Here is a 22,357-nt window from a genome sequence, read left to right on the forward strand (position 1 = left end):
TGCGCCATGAACGAGGAGACTGGCATGACTGACGCGATCTGGGACGCTCTCAAGGGGCTTGCAAAACCGAGCCTGACCGAGCTCTTCGATGGCGATTCGCAGCGCCTCGACAAACTTTCGACCCGCTTCGAGCTGGGCGAGGAAGAGACGCTGGGCGAGATCCGATTCGACTGGTCGAAGACCCACCTCGACGACGCGCACATCGCCGCGTTCGAGGAACTGGCGGGCGCCATGGACTTTGCCGGACGCCGCGCGGCGCTGTTCGCGGGCGAGATCGTCAACCCGACCGAAGGCCGCGCGGCCGAGCACACCGCCCAGCGCGGGGTGGGTAAGGAAGAGAGCGTCCAGCTGGCGCTCGACTACCACCACAAGACCGCCGCGATTGTCGAGGCGATCCTGCGCGGCGCGATGGGCGAGGTGAAGCACCTCATTCACGTGGGTATCGGCGGTTCGGCACTGGGCCCGGCGCTGGCGGTCGACGCGCTGGCCGAAGAGGGTTCGCTGGTCGACGTCCATGTCGTCTCCAACATCGACGGGGTTGCGCTGGAGCGCGCGCTGCGGGCTTGCGATCCGCAAACCACGATGCTGGCCATCGCGTCCAAGACCTTCACCACCATCGAGACCATGACCAACGCCGAGAGCGTGATGAACTGGTTCCGCGAGAACGAGGTTGCCGATCCCTACGGCCGCGTGGTTGCGCTGACGGCTTCGCCGGAGAAGGCGGTCGAATGGGGCGTCGATGAAACCCGCATCCTGCCCTTCTCGGAAAGCGTGGGCGGGCGTTACTCGCTGTGGTCCTCGATCGGCTTCCCGGTCGCGATGGCGCTGGGCTGGCCGGACTTTGCCGAGTTCCTCGCGGGCGCGGCGGCCATGGACGAGCATTTCCGCGACACCGACGGGGGCGACAACCTGCCGCTGCGCGCGGCCTTTGCCGACCAGTACTATACGCGCCTGCGCGGTTGCCAGACCCGGGCGGTCTTCGCCTACGACCAGCGCCTGGCGCTGCTGCCCGACTATCTCCAACAGCTCGAGATGGAATCGAACGGCAAGAGCGTGAAGGCGGACGGCACCCCCGTCGAAGGGCCGACCGCGCCGATCACCTGGGGCGGCGTGGGGACCGATGCGCAGCACGCGGTATTCCAGCTTCTCCACCAGGGCACGAACCTCGTGCCCGTGGACTTCATCGCCTGCATTGCACCGGGCGACGACCTGGCCGAGGACCACCACCGCATCCTGCTCTCCAACTGCTTTGCGCAGGGCGCCGCGCTCATGGCGGGCAAGGCGAGCGACGACGCGGCGCGCGCCTATCCGGGCGACCGTCCTTCGGCGACGATCCTTCTCGACGATCTGACGCCCGCCACCTTCGGCGCGCTGGTGGCCTTCCACGAACACCGCACGTTCGCGAACGCGGTGCTCATGGGGATCAACCCGTTCGACCAGTTCGGCGTCGAGCTGGGCAAGGCGATCGCCAAGCAGATCGAGAAGGGGGGCGCGACCTTTGATCCCTCGACCGAAGCGCTGCTCCAGGCCGCCGGGATCGCGTGAAGTAAGGTAGAGGATGCAAGGGGCCATCGCCCCTTGACCCCGGAATCGGCGACCTCACCGTTCTGCGCCAGCGTGGCGCGGGAAGAGTGAGGTCGCCGTTCTGGGGAGCCCGAGGGCGATGGCCCTCGGAATCCTTCCTTCTTGCATCGTCTCGATTGTTTGCTAGGCAAACAATAAGGGCGCGCGGTTGTCAAAGGGACCTGTCCCGGCCCATATGCCGCGCAGCGATCCATAGTCTCGAATGCAAGGCCCACGCGCCGGGAGCGACCAGCAGATGTCCGAATACGATTACGACCTTTTTACCATCGGTGCCGGTTCGGGGGGCGTGCGCGCCAGCCGCGTCTCGGCGGCCCATGGCGCGCGCGTGGCGGTGGCCGAGGAATTCCGCGTGGGCGGGACCTGCGTGATCCGCGGCTGCGTGCCCAAGAAGATGCTCGTCTACGGTGCCCACTTCGCCGAGGATCTTGAGGACGCCAAGCACTTCGGCTGGGAGATCGGTGAAGCCAAGTTCGATTGGGTCAAGCTGCGCGACAATGTCCTCAACGACATCGACCGTCTGAATGGCCTCTACAAGCAGACGCTGGAGAACAACGGCGTCGAGATCTTCCACGAGCGCGCGACGATCACGGGCCCGCACGAAATCACGCTCTCGAGCGGCGAGGTGAAGACCGCCAAGGTTATCCTCATTGCCACTGGCGCGCGTCCCTTCGTGCCTGGCTTCGAAGGGCACGAACACGGCATCACCTCGAACGAGGCGTTCCATCTCGACGCCATTCCCCAGCGCGTCCTGATCGCGGGCGGCGGCTATATCGCCAACGAGTTCGCCGGGATCTTCAACGAGTTCGGCGCGAAGGTCACCATCATGAACCGCTCGGACCAGATCCTGCGCGGCTATGACGAGGCCATGCGCGACCGTCTGCTGCAGATCTCGCTGGCCAAGGGTATCGACTTCCGCTTCCAGGCCGAGTTCGAGAAGATCGAGAAGAACGCGGACGGCTCGCTCAAGGTCTTCATGACCAACCATGATCCGATGGACGTCGACTGCGTGCTCTACGCCACGGGCCGCGTGCCCAATGTCGAAGGGCTCGGCCTTGGCGAGGTGGGTGTCGCGACCAACGATCGCGGCGCCATCGCGGTGGACGAGTATAACCGCACCAGCGTCGAGAGCATCTACGCAGTGGGCGATGTGACCGACCGCATCCAGCTCACCCCGGTCGCGATCCGCGAGGGCCAGGCCTTTGCCGACACGGTCTTTGCCGGCAAGCCGACCACGGTCGATTACGGCTGCGTGCCCTCGGCGGTGTTCAGTCACCCCCCGATTGCCTCTGTCGGCATGACCGAGAGCGAGGCGACCAAGGCGTTCGGATCGTGCACGGTCTACACCAGCGATTTCAGGCCGATGAAGAATGCACTCGCGCATCGTAACGAGCGCGCGCTCTACAAGATGATCTGCGAGCCCGAGACCGGCAAGGTGCTGGGCCTGCACATGATCGGTCCGGATTCGCCCGAGATCATCCAGGTCGCCGCCGTGGCGGTGAAGGCGGGGCTCACCAAGGCGGACTTCGATGCGACCGTCGCGGTGCATCCCACCATGTCGGAGGAACTGGTCCTTCTGAAGTAGGGCGCGTCCGACAGGGTCCGCCTCGCCGCAGATGCGAAGCGATGGACGAAACGGGGCAGGGGGCAACTCCTGCCCTTTTTCGTGCGCGCACGTGCATGAAACGATACACTGTTTCGCGCAAAGCCGCGCAAGCGCACCGTTTGCGCCTGCCAGACGGGAAGATCGCTTGCCGGATATTGTCCGGCTAGAATACGATTTCTGTTTAACCGGGCGATTAAAACTGTTGACCTGAGCGCTATGACCTGCCTTAGCACGCGCAGAAAAAGTTTTGCTCGTACCACCATGGACCGTTCCGCAGCGGGGCCATTTCCGCCGTGGTCTGGGACAGCACTGCCAAGGGAAGTCGGATGTCAGCCAATATTGCCGAACTGGAGAAGCGTCGTGCCGGTGCCAAGATGGGCGGAGGCCAGCGCCGCATCGATGCACAGCATGCCAAGGGCAAGCTGACCGCACGCGAACGCCTGGAAGTTCTCCTCGATGAGGACAGCTTCGAGGAGATGGATCTCTATGTCGAGCACGATTGCATCGATTTCGGCATGGAAGAGCAGAAGATCCCGGGCGATGGCGTGGTGACCGGCTCGGGCACGATCAACGGGCGCCTTGTCTACGTCTTCAGCCAGGACTTCACGGTGTTCGGCGGTTCGCTTTCGGCGCGCCACGCGCAGAAGATCTGCAAGGTGATGGACGCGGCACTGAAGGTCGGAGCGCCGGTGATCGGCCTCAACGATTCGGGCGGTGCGCGCATCCAGGAAGGCGTGGCTTCGCTGGGCGGCTATGCGACGTGTTCCAGAAGAACGTCCTGGCCTCGGGCGTGGTGCCGCAGCTCTCGCTGATCATGGGGCCGTGCGCGGGCGGTGCGGTCTATTCGCCTGCGATGACCGACTTCATCTTCATGGTGAAGGACAGCTCCTACATGTTCGTGACCGGCCCGGACGTGGTCAAGACGGTCACCAACGAGGTCGTCACGCAGGAAGAACTGGGCGGCGCGATCACCCATTCGTCCAAGACCTCGGTCTCGGACCTGGCGCTGGAAAACGACATCGAGGCGCTGCTGGCCGCGCGCGAATTCATCGACTTCCTGCCCGCCTCGAATCGCGATGAAGTGCCCGAGCGCCCCAACGCGGACCCCTGGGACCGCCTTGAGCCGAGCCTCGACACGATCATTCCGCCCTCGGCCAACCAGCCCTATGACATGCACGAAGTCATCCGCAAGACGCTGGACGAGGGCGAGTTCTTCGAAATCCAGCCGCTTCACGCGGGCAACATCCTCTGCGGCTTCGGCCGGGTCGAGGGCAAGACCGTGGGCATCGTCGCCAACCAGCCGATGGTGCTGGCGGGCGTGCTCGACATCAACGCGTCCAAGAAGGCCGCACGCTTCGTGCGTTTCTGCGATGCCTTCAACATCCCGATCATCACCTTCGTCGACGTGCCGGGCTTCCTTCCGGGCACCGACCAGGAGCACAACGGCATCATCAAGCACGGCGCCAAGCTGCTCTTCGCCTATGGCGAGGCGACCGTGCCCAAGATCACCGTGATCACCCGCAAGGCCTATGGCGGCGCCTATGACGTCATGGCCTCCAAGCACCTGCGCGGCGATCTCAACTACGCCTGGCCGACCGCCGAAATCGCGGTGATGGGCGCCAAGGGCGCGGTTGAGATCATCTTCCGTGGTCTCGACGCCGATGGCATCGCGGCCAAGACCAAGGAATACGAGGACCGCTTCGCCAATCCCTTCGTGGCGGCGAGCCGGGGCTACATCGACGAGGTCATCTACCCGCAGTCGACCCGCAAGCGCATTGCGCTGGGCCTTCGCAAGCTGCGCAACAAGAACCTCGAGAACCCCTGGAAGAAGCACGACAACATTCCGCTCTGAGGCGGGCCATCGTCCGGGCGCTGGCGCGATGCCGGGAAGGCCGCGCCGCGTCCGGGGCGAACCATCATTTGAAGAGGATAGAGGGCACTCATGGAAGAGATCTACATCGTCAGCGGTACGCGCACGGCGGTCGGCACCTTTGGTGGCAGCCTGGCCTCGTTCCGTCCGGCGGAGCTTGGCGCCATCGCCATCAATGAAGCCATCGCCCGTGCCGGGATCGAGGCGGACCTGATCGAGAACGTGGTCGTGGGCACGGTCGTCCCGACCCAGCCCAAGGACGCGTACGTGTCGCGCATGGCGTCGGTGAATGCGGGCGTGCCGATCTCCTCGCAGGCGATGAACGTCAACCGCCTGTGCGGCTCGGGCCTGCAGGCCATCGTCTCGGCGGCCCAGGCGATTGCGCTGGGTGAACACCAGTTCGCCGTGGGCGCGGGCTGCGAGGTCATGTCGAATTCCACCCACATGACCAGCGCGGTGCGCAAGGGCGTGAAGATGGGCGGCGTCACCTTCGAGGACGGCATGCTCGGCGCGCTGACCGATCCCTTTGACGACATCCACATGGGCGTCACCGCCGAGAACGTTGCCGCGCAGTGCCAGATCACCCGCGAGGACCAGGACGCGCTTGCGGTCGAGAGCCACAAGCGCGCCGCGAACGCGATCGAGAAGGGCTACTTCAAGGACCAGATCGTTCCCGTCGAGATCAAGACCCGCAAGGGCGTGACCGTGTTCGACACCGATGAGCACGTGCGCGCCGACGCCACGCTGGAATCGATGGCCAAGCTCAAGACCGTCTTCAAGAAGGATGGCACGGTGACCGCGGGCAATGCCTCGGGCATCAACGACGGTGCGGCCGCGGTCGTCCTGGCGAGCGGCAAGGCGGTGGCCGAAAAGGGCCTGAAGCCCATGGCCAAGATCCTGGGCTGGGGCCACGCGGGCGTCGAGCCCACGGTCATGGGCCTTGGTCCGGTGAAGGCGGTTCCCGTGGCGCTGAAGCGCGCCGGGCTGACGCTCGACCAGATCGACGTGATCGAAAGCAACGAGGCCTTTGCCGCGCAGGCTTGTGGCGTTGCCAAGGAACTGGGCTTCGATCCGGCCAAGACCAACCCCAACGGTTCGGGCGTGTCGCTGGGCCATCCGATTGGCGCCACCGGCACGATCCTCACCGTCAAGGCGATGTACGAACTGAAGCGCACGGGCGGGAAGTACGCGCTCATCACCATGTGCATCGGTGGCGGGCAGGGCATTGCCATGGTCATCGAGGCCTGCGCCTGATGCAGCTGGGCCGGCTCAATCACGTAGGCATCGCGGTCCCCGACATGGAGGCCGCGCTCGCCCACTGGACGGGCGTGATGGGGGCAACCCATGTCCACGAGCCCATCGTGATCGAGCGGGCCGGCATCCTCATCCGCTTCCTCGGTACGCCTGCGGGCGGGGCGATGAACGGCACGCAGGTCGAGCTGATCCAGCCGCTGCGCGCGGACAGCACGGTCAGCCCCTTCCTGGCGGAGAACCCGGGCGGCGGGCAGCATCACCTGTGCTTCGAGGTGCCCGACATCCACGAGGCCAAGGCCTGGTTCGAGGCCCAGGGCAAGCGTGTCCTGGGTGAACCGCGCCCTGGCGCCCACGGCCATCCGATCTTCTTCGTCCATGGCGATGACATGGGCGGCATCCTCACCGAAATTCTCGAAACTCCCAAGGAGCCTCAGCCATGAAGCTTGGCCGTCTCAACCACGTCGCGTCGCGACGCCCGACCTCGATGCCGCCATCGCCTTCTACAAGGACGTGATGGGCGCGGCCGTCGTGACCGAGCCCTTCGTGCTCGAAAGCCAGAAGGTGCGCGTCTGCTTCGTGGAGACGCCGCAGGAGAGCGGAGCGCTGGGCACCACGGGCGGCACGCAGATCGAACTGCTCGAACCCACCGATCCCGATTCCGCGGTTGGCAAGTGGCTGGCGAAGAACCCGCTCGGGGGGCAGCACCACATCTGCTACGAGGTCGAAGATATTGCCGAGGCCAAGGCCTGGTTCGAGAGGCAGGGCAAGCGGGTCCTGGGCGAGCCGCGCGTCGGCGCGCACGGCACGATGATCTTCTTCGTCCACCCCAAGGACATGGGCGGCCAGCTGACCGAGATCATGGAACGTCCCAAGGGGGCGCACTGATGGCTGAGGTTCTCAAGGTCGAGCGGGAGGGCGATGTCGCCATTCTCACGCTCTCGCGCGAGGAGCGCCTGAACGCGCTGACCCCGCGTCTCATCACCGAACTGCGCCTCGCGCTGGAGACGAGCGTGGCTGAAGGTGCGCGCGCGCTGGTGCTGACAGGCGCGGGCCGGGCCTTTTCGTCCGGCGCGGACCTGCAGGCCGACGGCGAGGACGCGCTGCCCGAGGACCTGGGCGAGATCCTGGGCACCACCTACAACCCGCTGGCGCGCACGCTGGCCGAACTTCCCGTGCCGCTGGTCGTGGCGGTCAACGGCCCGGCGGTGGGCGCAGGCATGGGCTTTGCGCTGGCGGGCGACATCGTCGTTGCCGAGCGCTCGGCCTACTTCCTGCTCGCCTTTGCCAACATCGGCCTTGTCCCCGATGCGGGAGCGACCTGGATGGTGGCCAAGTGCGTGGGCCGCGCGCGCGCCATGGAACTGGCGCTGCTGGGCGAGAAGCTTTCGGCTGAAGATGCGCAAGCCATGGGCCTCATCGCGCGCGTGGTCGAGGACGGGACCTCGCTGGCTGAGGCCAAGGCGCTGGCCGCCAGGCTCGCCAAGGGGCCGACGCGGGCGCTGGGGATGATCCGCAAGCAGGTCATCCACGCGCTCGACCACGATTTCGACCAGAGCCTCCGGATGGAAGCGGCGAACCAGAGCGATGCCGGCTTCTCCGAGGACTTCAAGGAAGCGGTCACCGCCTTCCGCGAGAAGCGCAAACCCGAGTTCAAGGGATTCTGAGATGAGCGACACACCCAAGCTGGACGACTGGAAGGCCCTTGCCGACAAGGAAGTGAAGGGCCGCGACCTCACCTGGAACACGCCCGAAGGTATCGCGGTAAAGCCGCTCTACACCGCCGAGGACGTGACCACCGATCCGGGCCTTCCCGGCTTTGCGCCTTTCACGCGCGGTGTGAAAGCCTCGATGTACGCAGGGCGCCCCTGGACGATCCGCCAGTATGCGGGCTTCTCGACCGCCGAGGAATCCAACGCCTTCTACCGCCGTAACCTTGCGGCAGGCCAGAAGGGGCTTTCGGTCGCCTTCGACCTTGCCACGCACCGTGGCTACGATTCCGATCACCCGCGCGTGACCGGCGACGTGGGCATGGCGGGCGTCGCCATCGACAGCGTCGAGGACATGAAGATCCTCTTCGACGGCATTCCGCTCGATGAGATGTCGGTCTCGATGACCATGAACGGCGCGGTGATCCCGTGCCTTGCCTTCTACATCATCGCCGCCGAGGAACAGGGCGTTGCGCCCGACAAGCTGACCGGAACCATTCAGAACGACATTCTGAAGGAGTTCATGGTCCGCAACACCTACATCTATCCGCCCGAACCTTCGATGCGGATCATCTCGGACATCTTCGCCTACACGGCGGACCACATGCCCAAGTTCAACTCGATCTCGATTTCCGGCTACCACATGCAGGAAGCGGGCGCGACGCAGGTCCAGGAACTGGCCTTCACTATCGCTGACGGCATGGAATACGTGAAGTACGGCGTGGCCTCGGGCCTCGACATCGACAAGTTTGCCGGCCGCCTCTCGTTCTTCTTTGCGATCGGCATGAACTTCTTCATGGAGATCGCCAAGCTGCGCGCTGCGCGCACCTTGTGGCACCGCGCGATGACGGAGCTGGGCGCCAAGTCCGAACGCTCCAAGATGTTGCGCACGCACTGCCAGACCTCGGGCGTCAGTCTGCAGGAGCAGGACCCCTACAACAACGTCATGCGCACCACGATCGAGGCGATGGCCGCGATGCTGGGGGGCACGCAGTCGCTCCACACCAACGCGCTGGATGAAGCGATCGCGCTGCCGACCGACTTCTCGGCCCGCATCGCGCGCAACACCCAGATCGTGATCCAGGAAGAGACCGGCATGTGCAATGTCGTCGATCCCTTGGGCGGCTCCTACTACATCGAGGCGCTCACCAGCGAACTGGTCGAGAAGGCCTGGGAGATCATCGAGCGCGTCGAGAGCGAAGGCGGCATGGCCAAGGCCGTGGCGGCGGGCTGGCCCAAGGGCATGATCGAGGAAGCCGCGGCCGGGCGTCAGGCCCGCGTCGACCGGGGCGATGACGTGATCGTGGGCGTCAACAAGTACCGCCGCGATCAGGAAGACCCCATCGAGACCCTCGCGGTCGACAACGCCAAGGTCCGCGCCAGCCAGATCGCGCGCATCAACAAGGTCAAGGCGGGCCGCGATGAGGCCAAGTGCCGCGCCGCGCTCAAGGCCCTGACCGAAGGTGCGAAGGGCAAGGGCAACCTCCTGGCTCTGGCTGTCGACGCCGCGCGCGAACGCGCGACGCTGGGCGAGATCTCGGCGGCGATGGAAGAGGTCTTCGGCCGGCACGGTACGATGCCGACGCCGGTGAAGGGCATCTACGGCACGGCGTACGAGGGCGACAGCCGCTACCAGCAGGTGCTCGACGGGGTGGAGGCGGTTTCGCGCCGCCTCGGCCGCGCGCCGCGCCTGTTCGTCGCCAAGATGGGCCAGGATGGCCATGACCGCGGCGCCAACGTGATCGCTTCGGCCTTTGGTGACATGGGCTTTGACGTGGTCTCGGGCCCGCTCTTCCAGACCCCGGAAGAGGCCTGCAAGATGGCGCTCGACAACGAGGTCGAAGTGGTCGGCGCTTCCAGTCTGGCGGCTGGTCACAAGACCCTCATCCCCGAGATGATCGAGCACCTGCGCGAAGCGGGGCGCGGCGATATCAAGGTGGTGGCGGGCGGCGTCATCCCGGCGACCGACTACGACTATCTGAAGGAGCGCGGCGTCCAGGGCATCTATGGTCCGGGCTCCAACGTGGTGGAATGCGCGGCCGACGTGCTGCGCCTGCTGGGCCACAACATGCCACCTGCGGGCGAAGCGCTGGACGCGGCCGAGTAAGCGGCGGGCGGGCGCGGGATAGATACGATGACACTCGGTTTTTCCGTGGAGGCACTCCTCCCCCAGGCGCGGGTCGAAGGGCCCTTGCGCATGGGGCTGGTGCGCCTGCCCGAGGCTGAGTGGCTCGATCCCGCGCCCGACCTCGCCGCGCGCGCGGCGGCCTTCGATGCGCACCCACACAGCGTGATCGCAGGGCCCGAGGCCGCCGAGGCAATTGCCGAGCTGGGCGAGTTGCTGGGTGTCGAGGGGGACCTTGAGGCCTACGCGCGGGCCTGCTGGGAAGACCTGTGCATCATGGTTCAGGATGCCCCCGGCGCGCCGTTCCGTCTTGCCGCGGCGGCGGTCGCCTTTCCGACCGACTGGCGTCTTGAGGAGAAGATGGGCCTCTCCACAGCGGCGATCCATGCGCCCATCGACGGGTATGAAGAGGCGCTTGCCAGCGGCGTCGACACGTTCTTGGAGGGCTTGCAGTCCTTCAATATCTTCGGGCGCACCAACGCTTTCGTGGTGGCGAGCGACGCGCTGCGCTATCTGCCCGACACGGCGCCCGAGGCCAGCTTTGCGCATGTAACTCCCGAAAACGCAGGGAGCACGCTCTTCGTACGCTGCGAGCGTGAGGCGCTGCGCCGTCTCAAGCGCTCGCGCGCGATTGTCTTCACCATCGGCATCTACCGTGCGCGGCTCGATAGCCTGAGCGACACGGCCCTGGCGCGCATCGCGCGTTCGGTCGAAGGGTTCGGGGCGGATGAAGCCGCGCGCCGCGCCGCACCGCACTACGCCGATGCCCTGCGCGGCTACGCGCAGCGCCGCCTTGGCCAAACGGTTCAGTGACGAGAGGACAGGAGAGGGACATGACGCACAAGCTCGAGACCATGACCATCCACGCCGGCACCCAGCCTGACCCGGCGACGAACGCACGCATCACGCCGATCTACCAGACGGCAAGCTACGTCTTCGACAGTCCCGAGCACGCGGCGGACCTTTTTGCGCTCAACGAATTCGGCAATATCTATACCCGCATCATGAACCCCACCAACGGCGCGCTCGAAGGCAAGATCGCGGCGCTCGAAGGCGGGGTGGCAGCGCTCTCGACCGCCTCGGGCCATGCCGCGCAGTTCCTGGCCTTCCACACGCTGATGGAGCCGGGCTGCAACATTGTCGCGGCGAAGAAGCTCTACGGCGGCTCGCTCAACCAGATCGGGCACAGCTTCCGAAAGATGGCCTGGGATTCGAAGTTCGTGAACGCGGACGATCCCGAAGAAGTCGCGGCGGCCATTGATGACAAGACCCGCGCCGTCTTCATCGAAAGCCTCGCCAACCCGGGCGGTGTCGTCCAGGATATCGCCGCGATAGCCAGGGTCGCCCATGCGGCGGGCGTGCCGCTCATCGTCGACAACACCATGGCGACGCCAGCGCTGTGCCGACCCATCGAACACGGCGCCGATGTCGTCGTTCACTCGGCCACCAAGTTTCTGGGAGGGCACGGCAATTCGATCGCGGGCCTGATCGTGGACGCGGGCACCTTCGACTGGAGCGTGGGGGGCAAGTACCCCTACCTCTCCGAGCCCAACCCCAGCTACCACGGCAAGGTCTTTACCGAGGCGTTTGGCAACCTGGCCTTTGTCCTGGCCTGCCGGGCCTTGGGGCTGCGCGATCTGGGGCCCACACTTGCGCCGCAGAACGCCTTCAACGTATTGACGGGCATGGAAACCTTGGTGCTGCGCATGGAGCGCCACTGCGCCAACGCGCTGCATCTGGCCACGTGGCTCCAGGCCCATCCCAAGGTCGCCTGGGTCAGCTACGCGGGCCTTCCTGAGAGCGACTATCACCAGCTTGCGAAGACCTATCTGGGCGGCAAGGGCGGCGCCGTCTTCACCTTCGGGGTCAAAGGCGGCTATGAGGCGGGCGTGAAGCTCGTGTCCTCGGTCCAATTGTTCAGCCATCTGGCCAATATCGGGGACACGCGCTCGCTGATCATCCACCCGGCTTCGACGACGCACAGCCAGCTGCGCGACGACGAACTGGTCGAGGCAGGCGCAGGGCCCGATGTCGTGCGCGTGTCCGTGGGGATCGAGCACATCGACGATATCGTGGCCGACCTCGCGCAGGCCCTGGAGCAGATTTGATTATGACCGACGCCCCCCACACCGCCCCCCGCAACGACTGGACGCGCGAGGAGATCGCCGCGCTGTTCGACCTGCCGTTCACCGAGTTGGTCTTCCGCGCCGCCGAGGTCCACCGCGCCAACCATAAGGCGAACGAGGTCCAGCTCTCGACGCTGCTCTCGATCAAGACCGGCGGCTGCCAGGAAGACTGCGGCTACTGCTCGCAGTCGGTCCACGCCAAGAGCGGCGTGAAGGCGACCAAGCTGATGGGCGTGTCGGAAGTTCTCCAGCGCGCCGCGCAGGCCGCCGACCAGGGTTCGACCCGCTTCTGCATGGGGGCGGCCTGGCGCAACCCCAAGGACCGCGACATGCCCGCCATCATCGAGATGGTGAAGGGCGTGCGCGCGATGGGCATGGAAACCTGCATGACGCTGGGTATGCTGACGGCCGAGCAGGCGGGCATGCTCAAGGACGCCGGGCTGGACTATTACAACCACAACATCGACACCTCGCCCGAGCGTTATGACGATGTCATCACCACGCGCACCATGGAGGACCGTCTCGACACGCTCTCCAACGTGCGCATGGCGGGCATGAACGTGTGCTCGGGCGGCATCGTGGGCATGGGGGAAACCCGCGCCGACCGCGTCGGCTTCGTCCACACGCTCGCCACGCTTCCCGACCACCCGCAGTCGGTGCCGGTCAACGCGCTCGTGCCGGTCAAGGGGACGGTGCTGGGCGACATGCTCGCCGACACGCCGATGGCCAAGATCGACGATGTCGAATTCGTGCGCACCGTCGCGGTCGCGCGCATCACCATGCCCCATTCGATGGTGCGCCTTTCGGCGGGCCGCGAATCCATGTCCGAGATGACGCAGGCCATGTGCTTCATGGCCGGTGCCAACTCGATCTTCACCGGCGACAAGCTGCTCACCGCCCCCAACGCGGGCGATGACAGCGACCTTGCCATGTTCGAACGCCTGGGCCTCAAGCCCATGGCGATCACCGAGACATCCGCCGATGTCGAAGCCAGCCGCATGCCCAAGGGCTGCGCGAAGCTCGAAGCGGCGGAATAGACGCAAACAGTACGCCAGGGACCGCTCGGCGAGAGCGCCTGTCCGGCAAATTGGAGGAAGAGGGTTTGTTCAAGAAGATCCTGATCGCAAACCGCGGCGAGATTGCCTGCCGCGTGATCAAGACCGCGCGGCGCATGGGTATCGAGACCGTGGCCGTGTACTCCGATGCCGACGCGCAGGCGCCCTTCGTCAGGATGGCGGATGAGGCGGTCCACATCGGGCCTTCGCCCGCGGCGGAAAGCTACCTGATCGCGGACAAGATCATTGCCGCCTGCAAGGAGACCGGGGCCGAGGCCGTGCACCCGGGCTATGGCTTCCTCTCCGAGCGCACCTCGTTCGCCGAGGCGCTGGCCAAGGAAAACATCTCCTTCATCGGCCCGCCCCCAGGCGCGATCGCGGCGATGGGCGACAAGATCGAATCCAAGAAGCTGGCGCGCGAAGCCGGTGTGAACGTGGTCCCCGGCTTCGTCGGCGTGATCGAGGACACCGAGCACGCGGTGAAGATCTCCAACGAGATCGGCTACCCGGTGATGATGAAGGCGTCGGCTGGCGGCGGCGGCAAGGGCATGCGCCTCGCCTGGTCGGAAACCGACGTGCGCGAAGGCTTCGAGGCAACCCGCCGCGAGGGTCTCAACTCCTTTGGCGATGACCGTGTCTTCATTGAGAAGTTCATCGAGAACCCGCGCCACATCGAGATCCAGATCCTGGGCGACAAGCACGGCAACATCCTCTACCTGAACGAGCGCGAATGCTCGATCCAGCGCCGCCACCAGAAAGTGGTCGAGGAAGCGCCGTCGCCCTTCGTCACCGACAAGATGCGCAAGGCCATGGGCGAGCAGTGCGTCGCCCTGGCGCGCGCGGTGGATTACCACTCGGCGGGCACGGTGGAGCTCATCGTCTCGGGCGCGGACCCGACGGGCGAATCGTTCTACTTCCTTGAAATGAACACCCGTCTCCAGGTCGAGCACCCGGTCACCGAGGCGATCACCGGGGTCGACCTTGTCGAGCAGATGATCCGCGTCGCCTATGGCGAGAAGCTGGCGATGACGCAGGACGACGTGAAGATCGAAGGCTGGGCCATCGAGAACCGCGTCTACGCCGAAGACCCCTATCGCGGCTTCCTGCCCTCGACCGGACGCCTCGTGCGCTACAACCCGCCGGTTGACGGCTGGAGCGATGACGGCAGCGCCAATGGCCGGCGCGGCATCGATGGCATCCGCGTTGACGATGGCGTCTACGAAGGCGGCCAGGTCTCGATGTTCTACGACCCCATGATCGCCAAGCTGATCACCTGGGGCGAGACCCGCGACGAGGCGGCCGACAAGCAGATCGCAGCGCTCGACGCCTTCGAGATCGAGGGGCTGGGCCACAACATCGATTTCGTGAACGCGATTATGCAGCACGAGCGCTTCCGCTCGGGCGAACTGACCACGGGCTTCATCGCCGAGGAATACCCCGAAGGCTTCCACGGGGCGCCCGCTTCGGACGAGCTCAAGATCAAGCTGGCGGCCGTGGCCGGTTTCATCGCCGCCGCGCGCGCCGACCGTGCGCGCCGCGTCGATGGCCAGCTGGCGACCCCGCTCGATCCGCCGGGTGAATGGACGGTGACGCTTCAGAAGGTGCCCTACACCGTCGTCGTCGAGGAGGACACGATCCTCGTCAACGATGTCGAGGTGGACCTTGCGCTCGAATACACGCCGGGCGACCGCTTCATCGATGCCGACATCGATGGCGAGCCGCTCACGATCAAGCTTGAGACCACGCGCATGGGCTTCAAGATGACCACGCGCGGTGCGATCCACACGCTTGACTGCCTGCCGACCCGCGTGTCGCAGCATTCCAAGCACATGATCGAGAAGATTCCGCCCGATCTCTCCAAGTACCTCATCTGCCCGATGCCGGGTCTGCTCGTCTCGCTCAACGTGGGCGAGGGCGACAAGGTCGAGACCGGACAGCCGCTGGCCGTGATCGAGGCGATGAAGATGGAGAACATCCTGCGCGCCGAAAAGTCGGGCACGGTCAAGGCGGTCAACGCCAAGGCGGGCGACAGCCTGGCCGTGGACGCGATCATCCTGGAACTGGAGTAACCCTTGCACCTCGACCACGACGCTGCGGCCGCGCCTGCAGAGACGATCGCCTTCGACGACTTTCTGAAAGTCGACATTCGCGTGGGGACCGTGGTCGAGGCCACGGTCTACGAGGGCGCGCGCAAGCCCAGCTACACGCTCCTGATCGACTTCGGGCCCGGCATCGGGACGCGCAAGTCGATCGGGCAGGTCGCCGCGCTCTATGAATGCGAGGACCTGGTGGGCAAGCAGATCGCCGCGGTGGTGAACTTCCCGCCGCGCCAGATCGGCAAGGCCATGTCCGAGTGCCTGACACTCGGCTTTGGGGACGGGGAAGGGCGTATCACGCTCTTCTCGCCCGACACGCCCGTTCCCAACGGCGCAAGGTTGGCCTGAGGCGATGCCCGCGCTTGTCGAAATGCTCTCCGGCGCCGAGACGCTGGAGGACGGCTTTGCCCTTGCGATCACGCCCGACTGGCAGCAGGGGCGCACCGCCTATGGCGGGCTGACCTCGGCGCTGGCGGTGGAAGCCGCGCGCCGGGTCCTGCCCGAGCCCTTGCCGCTGCGTTCGGCGCAGTTCTCGATGATTGCCCCGCTGGTGGGCCGTATCGAGGCGCGCGCGAGGATCGTGCGCGCGGGCCGCAATGCGGTCTGGGTGACAGCTGAACTGATGGGGGAGAAGGGAACCGGGTTCCTCGCGAACTGCGTCTTCATGCACCCGCGCGAAAGCGTGCTGGCACAGGGCGGCTATGCGCTACCCGATGGCCTGGTGCCGTTGGAGGACGCACCCGTCTTTGAAACCAAGGTGCTTCCGGCCTTCATGCAGATGCACTTCGACGTGCGCGTGGCTCTTCCGGCGGATCGCCTTCAGGAGGCGGACTTGTGCTGGTGGGTTCGCGTGCGTGAGCGCGAGGGGCTCGATGCCGATGTCGAGGCGGTGCTGCTGGGCGATGCCCTTCCGCCCGCCGTTCTTCCGCACCTGCCGCCGCGCACGCCGGTGAGTTCGATGCAGTGGCACGTCAACATGCTCAACACGGCGGCTCGGCCGCGCGATGGCTGGTGGCTGATCCGCTCGACCAGCCGCCAGTCGGGGCACGGTCTGGCGAGCGAGGACATCCTGCAGTGGGGTGAGGGCGGCACGCCGGCCGTGGCCGGCATGCAGTCCGTCGCGGTCTTCGCCTGATTACGATCAGGCGGGTGCCTGATCGGCGAGTGTCTTGCCCAGGAACACCTTGAGCAGCGCGAAGGCGACGAGGCCGAAGGCCGCGCTCGCCACATGCAACAGCCAGAACTGCGTCGTGTCCATCGAGGAATACCATCCGCCCACGATGCCGATGGTCTTGTTCGCGGCGAAGAAGGCCAGATAGTAGATGCCCACGACCGTCGCGTTGAGCGCGCGCGGCGCGATCTTGGTGAAGAGCGCCAGGCTGACCGGCATCAGGTGGGCAAATCCGATCGAGTTGAAGAGGTGGAACAGGACCGGCCAGAACAGGCCGATCTTCACGTCGGCCGGGGTCATGGCCGAGGCGACGACAAGGCACAGGCCGCCCACGATCATGAAGACCGAGCCGATCACCATCTTGCCCAGTTCATCGGGCTCGGTACCGGTGCGCTGCGCGCGCCACTTCCAGAACCAGGCGACTGCAACCAGCATCGAGAAGGCAAGCGCGGCATCGATCGTGATCATCCACGAGGTCGGCACCTTGTGGCCGAAGAAGGTGAGGGCAAAACGTTCGTCGGCCCAGACGAGGTAGGCGTTGAAGATTTCCTGGTTGGTCAGCATCGCGATGGCGAGAACCGGAACCAGCACCGCCAGCGTCGCGAGGCGCGGCACGTCGGCGCGCGTAAGCTTCGCGCCTTCCTTGGCTGCATCGGCCCCCTTGGCGTTTTCGCCCGGCAGCCAGGGACGGGCTTTCAGGTAGATGAGAAGGCCGATCACCATGACCACGCCCGCGGTGCCAAAGCCGTAGTGCCAGCCCAGTTCCTCTCCCGCGGTGCCCGCGACGAGCGGGGCGGCGATGACCGAGACGTTGATCGCGATGTAGAAGATCTGGAAGGCCATCGCGCGGCGCAGGTCCTTGGGGCCGTAGAGTTCGCCCACTTGGCTCGCGATATTGCCCTTGAACAGGCCCACGCCAATGACCAGCGCGATGAGCGCAAAGAGGAACAGGCCCTCGAACGCCATGAGGAAGTGGCCGACCGACATGATGACGGCGCCCGCGACAAGCGCCGCGCGGCGGCCAAGCCAGCGGTCGGCGAGGATGCCGCCGAGCACCGGGGTCAGGTAGACAAGAGAGGTGTAGTCGCCGAAGATCGCCGAAGCGAGCGGCTGGCCCTCAAGCCCGCTGTAATGCACCGAACGCAGCCAGGACAGGCCGACCACGTTGCCCACGTTCTCGGGCAGCAGCAGGTACTTGACCATGTAGAGCACGAGCAGCGTCTGCATGGAGTAGTAGGAGAAGCGCTCACACCCCTCGACGAAGGACAGATAGCCTAGGCCCTTGGGGTGGCCGAGGAAGGCGCGGTCGTCGCGTGAGGGTACTTCGTCGTGTTCGAAATCGGGCGTCGCTTCGGGGGCTGTCATGCAGGGAATGCTCGCGTAACTTTCTTATGATTGCGGGCACCATTACCACATGTTTGCGCAATGTCATGGGGGAGCCTTCCGGCACCTTTGCGTGCGCTCAGCCGTCCTTGCGTTCGGGCTTTCCGCTGCGCCGGGTCGAGGCCATGTCCTCAAGTTCGGCCTCGCTCATGGTCTCGACCATCTCGCGCGAGGCGCCTTGCAGTTCGGACTTGGGCGTCTCGCCGCGCTTGGCCGAAAGGGCCGCGCCTGCAGCTTTCTGCTGGGCCTTGGACTGGGCTTTCATGGGATATCTCCTTTTGCAAAGGAGAATGCGCCAGGGCATCGGCCCGTTCCCGAAGCGGGGTATGGCACCCGGCACGGACGGCGGCAGGCCGTGGGGACCTGCCGCCTGTGCATGCCGCTGTCAGGGGGATTCGCGAAGTGGCATGCGCGCCGCTCCCCGATCGGGCCTCGGGGTCGGCCTACAGGTATACATACTCCCATTTCCTGACGGCTTTGCGAACAGCACGCGCGCACGGTCGCACGCCGCACACATGTCGTCGTCTTTTGGAGGTGGCAGTATTTCAGGGGAACTTGGTGCCCCCTGAAAACTACTTAATCGGGCGGGCCAGTTCACTGTCGAGGAAGGGGGCTACATCGGAAAGGTCGACCTGCTTGTCGAGGTAGGTCTTGCCGATTCCCTGCATCAGGAGGAAGGGCAGGGTGCCCGCGTCCATCTTCTTGTCGTGGAGCATATGGCGCACGAGCGCGGCGCCGTCGCAGGTAAGGCCAAGCTCGGCGATCTCGGCGCGCAGGCCGACCTCGGCGATGTGGCGGGCAACGCGCTCGGCACTGGCCGTGCTCATGTGGCCCAGACGCGCCGAGTAGCGCGCGGCGAGCACCATGCCGAGCGCCACGCCCTCACCATGGAGGAGCTGGCTCGAAAAGCCGGTTTCGGCTTCCAGGGCGTGCCCGAAGGTGTGCCCCAGGTTGAGCAGCGCCCGCTTGCCGGTGGTCTCGAACTCGTCCTCGGCCACGATGCGCGCCTTGGCGGCGACCGAGTGGGCGACCGCATATTCGCGCAGTGCGCCGTCGCCCGCCAGCATGGCGGCGCCGTTCGCCTCGCACCAGGCGAAGAAATCGGCATCGTCGATCAGGCCGTACTTCACGACCTCGGCGTAGCCCGCCAGCCGCTCGCGTTCGGGCAGGGTGTCGAGCGCGGCAAGGTCGGCCAGCACCAGCGAGGGCTGGTGGAAGGCACCGACGAGGTTCTTGCCCGCAGGCGTGTTGATGGCGGTCTTGCCGCCCACGCTCGAATCGACCTGGGCGAGGAGCGTCGTGGGGATCTGGATGAACTTGCAGCCGCGCTTGAGGACAGCCGCGCAAAAGCCGGTCAGATCGCCGATCACGCCGCCGCCCAGCGCGATCACATGGTCGCCGCGCTCGACTTCGAGCGACAGCAGCCAGTTCACCGTGGCGGCCAGTTCGTCCCAGGACTTGGTCTGCTCGCCCGCAGGCAGGATGCGCCAGTGGACCTCGTGCCCGTGCGCGCGCAGCGAGGCTTCGACGATGTCCCCCCAGGCCGCGTGCACGTTCGCATCGGTGATGACAGGAACGGCGCGCTTGCGCAGAAAACCCCGGCACTCGGCACCGATCTCGGCAAGGAGGCCCTGGCCCACGCGGACCTCGTAGGGGCGCTGGGCGATGTCGACACGGATCACAGCCATTGGGTAAGTTCCTGCAAGACCTTGTTGATTGTCTGGACGTGGGGCCCTTGTCCGCTGACGATGTGGATCGGGGCCTGCGCGTAGAAGGGCTGGCGGGTCTCGCGCAGCCGGCTCAGGATCTCGCGCGGATCGCCGTTCTGGAGAAGGGGGCGGTTGTCCTTGCGCGCGGTGCGCTCGACCAGGGTATCGACGTCGCTGTCGAGCCAGATCGTGACCGCCTTTTCCAGGATGAGTGCGCGGGTTTGCGCGTTGACGAAGGCACCGCCGCCCGTCGCGATCACGATGCAGCCTTCGTTCTCGGCCATGAGGCGGGCGATCACGCGCCGCTCACCATCGCGGAAATAGTCCTCGCCGTAAGTTTCGAAGATTTCGGGAATGCGCATCTGTGCCGAGCGTTCGATCTCGTCATCGGCGTCGACGAATGGGCAGTCCAGGATTGAGGCGAGGCGTTTGCCCACGCTCGACTTGCCGACCCCCATCATGCCGACGAGCACGATGGGCCGATCGATCTGGCGGGCGAGCGCAGATATCTCCTGCGCCGAGTAGCGGGTCTGTTGAACGTCCATTGCCCCACCGCCTATAGTTGCGCTAGGTCGCAGCGCAAGCATCGGTGAAGGAAGGCGAGTGACGATTAGAATGCGTGGGCGTTTGGCTCTGGCTATGGGGCTTGTCGTTCTGGCCGCAGGTGCGGTTCTGGCCGTCGCCTGGATCGATGCCGGCGAGATGCCGATCGAGGACCAGGTCGTGCCGGTTGCCGTGCCGGAGCTGCAGCCGTGAGGGCGGTCTATCTCCTTGCGGGCGCCGCGCTCAGCCTGACGTCGGCCTGGGCGGTTGCGCAGGATTCGCCCGAGTCGCTCCTTCCCAAGATGTTCCAGGATCCCAAGCCGGCCGCCACGCCAAGCCCGACGCCTGCGCCGCGCACGAGTGCGCGTCCGGCAGCCCGGCCCGCGCCAGGAGCCGCGCCAAGCCCCGCGGCGGTCGCGACGCGACCCGGTCCTGCGCCGTCGTCGCAGCCCGGCCAGGGGGCGGTCGTCCAGCCCTTGCCGCAGCAGGCCGCGGCTGGAGATGATGCGCCCCGGAGTGACGACGGGCTCACCTTGAAGCGGCTTCCTACGCTCGAAGAGCTGGCCAAGATGTCCCCGGAAGATTTCGAGGGGCTGATCGGGCGCAAGGTCGAGTTCGACATGCCCCCGCAGGCGCGCCGTGCGATGACCCACGTGGGCCTGTTCGATGCCGACGAAGGCGGTCTGGCCGCGGATTCGCTTCAGGGCGGCGATCCGGCGCTGCTGCGCCTGGCGCTTTCGGGCAATCGCGGCGCGCTGGTTTCGCGCTGGGGGCACATCGCGCTGCGCCGCGCGCTGCTCTCGCGCCTCGATGCGCCCGAGGGCATGAGTGCGCAGGATTTCCTGGCGCTGCGCGTGGCCCTCCTGGTGCGCATGGGCGAATATGACGCCGCCCGCGCGTTATTGCAGGACATCGATATCGCGAACTACACGCCCGAGATCGGCGCGCAGGTGCTCGACATCTATCTCGGCACGGCGGACATGACCGGCCTGTGCCCGATCATGGCAACGCAGGGCTCGATGCGCAGCGATGCCGAGTGGAACGTGGCGGGCGCCATCTGCGATGCGTTTCGCGGCAACAGCAACGCCGCGCTCTCCCGGCTCGATCGCGACATGACCCGCAAGGAAATGCCGCGCATCGACCTTCTGCTGGCCCAGCGCTATGCGGGCGCGGCGGGCAAGGCGCGCCGTGCGGTCACGATCGAGTGGGACAATGTCGCGGACCTCACCCCCTGGCGCTATGCGCTGGCGCGCGGGGTCGGCATCGCGCCGCCCGAATCGCTCATGGCCCCGACCGAGGGACGCTACGATGCGGCGACGGCCCTGGCGCCAATGCTGGGCCTGGAGCGCCGTGCGAAGGCCTCGGTGCGGGCAGGGGCCTCGGGTATCCTTTCGAACGCGGCGCTGGTCGATCTCTACGCGCAGCTCTACGCCGATCCCGATACGGGCAGCGCCTGGCAGGCCCGCGCGGAAAGCCTGCGCGATGCCTACGCGCTTCCCTCGTCGGCGGCGCGTATCGCGGCGATGCGTACGTTGTGGAGTGAACTGGACGACGATGGCAGCGCCTATTGCGGGCGGGTCCTGACCGCCGCCGCGGCGGCGCGCATCGCGCCGAGCGAGGATGTCGCCGCCGAAGCCCCGGCCTTGCTGGGCTCGATGCTGGCGGCCGGCTTCGATGCTAATGCGGCGCGCTGGGCGCCCGTTGTCGAAGGTGGCAGCGAGGGCTGGGCACTGATCGTGCTCTCGGCGCCCGGGGCTAACCAGAGCGCGTCGTCGGGAAGCCTCGACAGCTTCATCGACGAGGACGCGAGTGCTGGCAAGCGCAAGGCCGGGTTCCTCGTGGCCGGGCTGGCCGGGCTGAACCGCATCGATCGCAGCCGTGCGATGGGCTATTCGAACGATCTGTCCCTGGCTCTCGATGGCGAGACGCGCTGGACGCGGGCCATCGATGCGGCAGCTGCGCGCGGTGATGGGGCGAGTGTGGTGATCCTGGCAGGCTTTGGCATGCAGGGCGCCAACTGGCGCCAGATGACCCCGCGCTATCTCTACCACATTGTGTCGGCCCTGCGCGAAGTCGGGCTTGAGGCCGAGGCGCGCATGATCGCGGCCGAGGCGGTCGCGCGCACCTGATCG

Annotated in this window: 18 protein-coding genes and 2 pseudogenes; 16 read left to right on the plus strand and 4 right to left on the minus strand. The window is 66.1% G+C overall.

Annotation, left to right across the window (positions count from 1 at the left end):
- Positions 1-24: 24 nt before the first annotated feature.
- The 14 genes and pseudogenes from pgi (at position 25) to MBENS4_RS15805 (ending at position 16,554) form a co-directional block, all read left to right on the plus strand.
- On the plus strand, positions 25-1,545 hold the full coding sequence (gene pgi / locus MBENS4_RS15740; RefSeq protein ID WP_039395118.1) for a glucose-6-phosphate isomerase: 1,521 nt from the start codon (positions 25-27) through the stop codon (positions 1,543-1,545).
- 274 nt (positions 1,546-1,819) lie between these two features.
- Positions 1,820-3,166 carry a glutathione-disulfide reductase gene (gene gor, locus MBENS4_RS15745; RefSeq protein WP_039392769.1) on the plus strand — a complete coding sequence of 449 codons (1,347 nt, stop codon included), beginning with the start codon at positions 1,820-1,822 and terminating at the stop codon, positions 3,164-3,166.
- A 347-nt stretch (positions 3,167-3,513) separates the two neighbouring features.
- A pseudogene (locus MBENS4_RS15750) lies at positions 3,514-5,039 on the plus strand (acyl-CoA carboxylase subunit beta).
- Between the two features lie 90 nt (positions 5,040-5,129).
- A complete protein-coding gene (locus MBENS4_RS15755; protein WP_039392770.1) occupies positions 5,130-6,311 on the plus strand; it encodes an acetyl-CoA C-acyltransferase family protein in 1,182 nt (393 codons plus the stop codon).
- The gene (locus MBENS4_RS15760; RefSeq protein WP_039392771.1) at positions 6,311-6,751 is read left to right on the plus strand and encodes a VOC family protein; all 441 of its coding nucleotides are present in this window, start codon (positions 6,311-6,313) and stop codon (positions 6,749-6,751) included. The genes MBENS4_RS15755 and MBENS4_RS15760 overlap by 1 nt, the downstream gene beginning before the upstream one ends.
- Positions 6,748-7,196: pseudogene (gene mce, locus MBENS4_RS15765) on the plus strand (methylmalonyl-CoA epimerase). The gene MBENS4_RS15760 and the pseudogene mce overlap by 4 nt, the downstream one beginning before the upstream one ends.
- Positions 7,196-7,975, plus strand: a complete 780-nt coding sequence (locus MBENS4_RS15770) for an enoyl-CoA hydratase-related protein (RefSeq protein WP_039392772.1) — start codon at positions 7,196-7,198, stop codon at positions 7,973-7,975. Before mce ends, MBENS4_RS15770 begins: the two are co-directional and overlap by 1 nt.
- A 1-nt stretch (position 7,976) precedes the next feature.
- Entirely contained in the window at positions 7,977-10,124 is a 2,148-nt protein-coding gene (gene scpA / locus MBENS4_RS15775; protein ID WP_039392773.1) for a methylmalonyl-CoA mutase, read from the plus strand.
- Positions 10,125-10,151: 27 nt separating this feature from the next.
- Entirely contained in the window at positions 10,152-10,955 is an 804-nt protein-coding gene (locus MBENS4_RS15780; protein WP_039392774.1) for a heme-dependent oxidative N-demethylase subunit alpha family protein, read from the plus strand.
- Positions 10,956-10,975: 20 nt separating this feature from the next.
- Positions 10,976-12,250, plus strand: a complete 1,275-nt coding sequence (locus MBENS4_RS15785) for an O-acetylhomoserine aminocarboxypropyltransferase (protein ID WP_039392775.1) — start codon at positions 10,976-10,978, stop codon at positions 12,248-12,250.
- 2 nt (positions 12,251-12,252) lie between these two features.
- The gene (bioB, locus tag MBENS4_RS15790; protein ID WP_039392776.1) at positions 12,253-13,305 is read left to right on the plus strand and encodes a biotin synthase BioB; all 1,053 of its coding nucleotides are present in this window, start codon (positions 12,253-12,255) and stop codon (positions 13,303-13,305) included.
- Positions 13,306-13,370: 65 nt separating this feature from the next.
- A complete protein-coding gene (locus MBENS4_RS15795; protein WP_039392777.1) occupies positions 13,371-15,392 on the plus strand; it encodes an acetyl-CoA carboxylase biotin carboxylase subunit in 2,022 nt (673 codons plus the stop codon).
- Positions 15,393-15,395: 3 nt separating this feature from the next.
- A complete protein-coding gene (locus MBENS4_RS15800; RefSeq protein ID WP_039392778.1) occupies positions 15,396-15,767 on the plus strand; it encodes a tRNA-binding protein in 372 nt (123 codons plus the stop codon).
- A gap of 4 nt (positions 15,768-15,771) precedes the next feature.
- Positions 15,772-16,554, plus strand: a complete 783-nt coding sequence (locus MBENS4_RS15805; RefSeq protein WP_039392779.1) for a thioesterase family protein — start codon at positions 15,772-15,774, stop codon at positions 16,552-16,554.
- Positions 16,555-16,560: 6 nt separating this feature from the next.
- Here MBENS4_RS15805 and MBENS4_RS15810 read toward each other — a convergent pair whose 3' ends face one another.
- The 4 genes from MBENS4_RS15810 to MBENS4_RS15825 all read right to left on the minus strand — a co-directional run bounded on the left by MBENS4_RS15810 (position 16,561) and on the right by MBENS4_RS15825 (position 20,227).
- Complete coding sequence (locus MBENS4_RS15810) at positions 16,561-17,955, minus strand: peptide MFS transporter (RefSeq protein ID WP_039392780.1); 1,395 nt, start codon at positions 17,953-17,955, stop codon at positions 16,561-16,563.
- A gap of 97 nt (positions 17,956-18,052) precedes the next feature.
- On the minus strand, positions 18,053-18,238 hold the full coding sequence (locus MBENS4_RS15815) for a DUF3008 family protein (RefSeq protein WP_039392781.1): 186 nt from the start codon (positions 18,236-18,238) through the stop codon (positions 18,053-18,055).
- A 307-nt stretch (positions 18,239-18,545) separates the two neighbouring features.
- Entirely contained in the window at positions 18,546-19,661 is a 1,116-nt protein-coding gene (aroB, locus tag MBENS4_RS15820) for a 3-dehydroquinate synthase (RefSeq protein ID WP_039392782.1), read from the minus strand.
- Complete coding sequence (locus tag MBENS4_RS15825) at positions 19,652-20,227, minus strand: shikimate kinase (RefSeq protein WP_039392783.1); 576 nt, start codon at positions 20,225-20,227, stop codon at positions 19,652-19,654. Before MBENS4_RS15825 ends, aroB begins: the two co-directional genes overlap by 10 nt.
- A 70-nt stretch (positions 20,228-20,297) precedes the next feature.
- Between MBENS4_RS15825 and MBENS4_RS25870 the strand changes: the two genes are divergently transcribed.
- Together MBENS4_RS25870 and MBENS4_RS15830 are read left to right on the plus strand one after the other, a co-directional pair.
- On the plus strand, positions 20,298-20,438 hold the full coding sequence (locus MBENS4_RS25870) for a hypothetical protein (protein WP_206778144.1): 141 nt from the start codon (positions 20,298-20,300) through the stop codon (positions 20,436-20,438).
- Positions 20,435-22,354: a hypothetical protein gene (locus tag MBENS4_RS15830; RefSeq protein ID WP_039392784.1), complete on the plus strand. Its 1,920-nt coding sequence runs from the start codon at positions 20,435-20,437 to the stop codon at positions 22,352-22,354. Before MBENS4_RS25870 ends, MBENS4_RS15830 begins: the two co-directional genes overlap by 4 nt.
- Positions 22,355-22,357 lie beyond the last annotated feature (3 nt).

The organism is Novosphingobium sp. MBES04 (assembly GCF_000813185.1).
Classification (GTDB): Bacteria; Pseudomonadota; Alphaproteobacteria; order Sphingomonadales; family Sphingomonadaceae; genus Novosphingobium; species Novosphingobium decolorationis.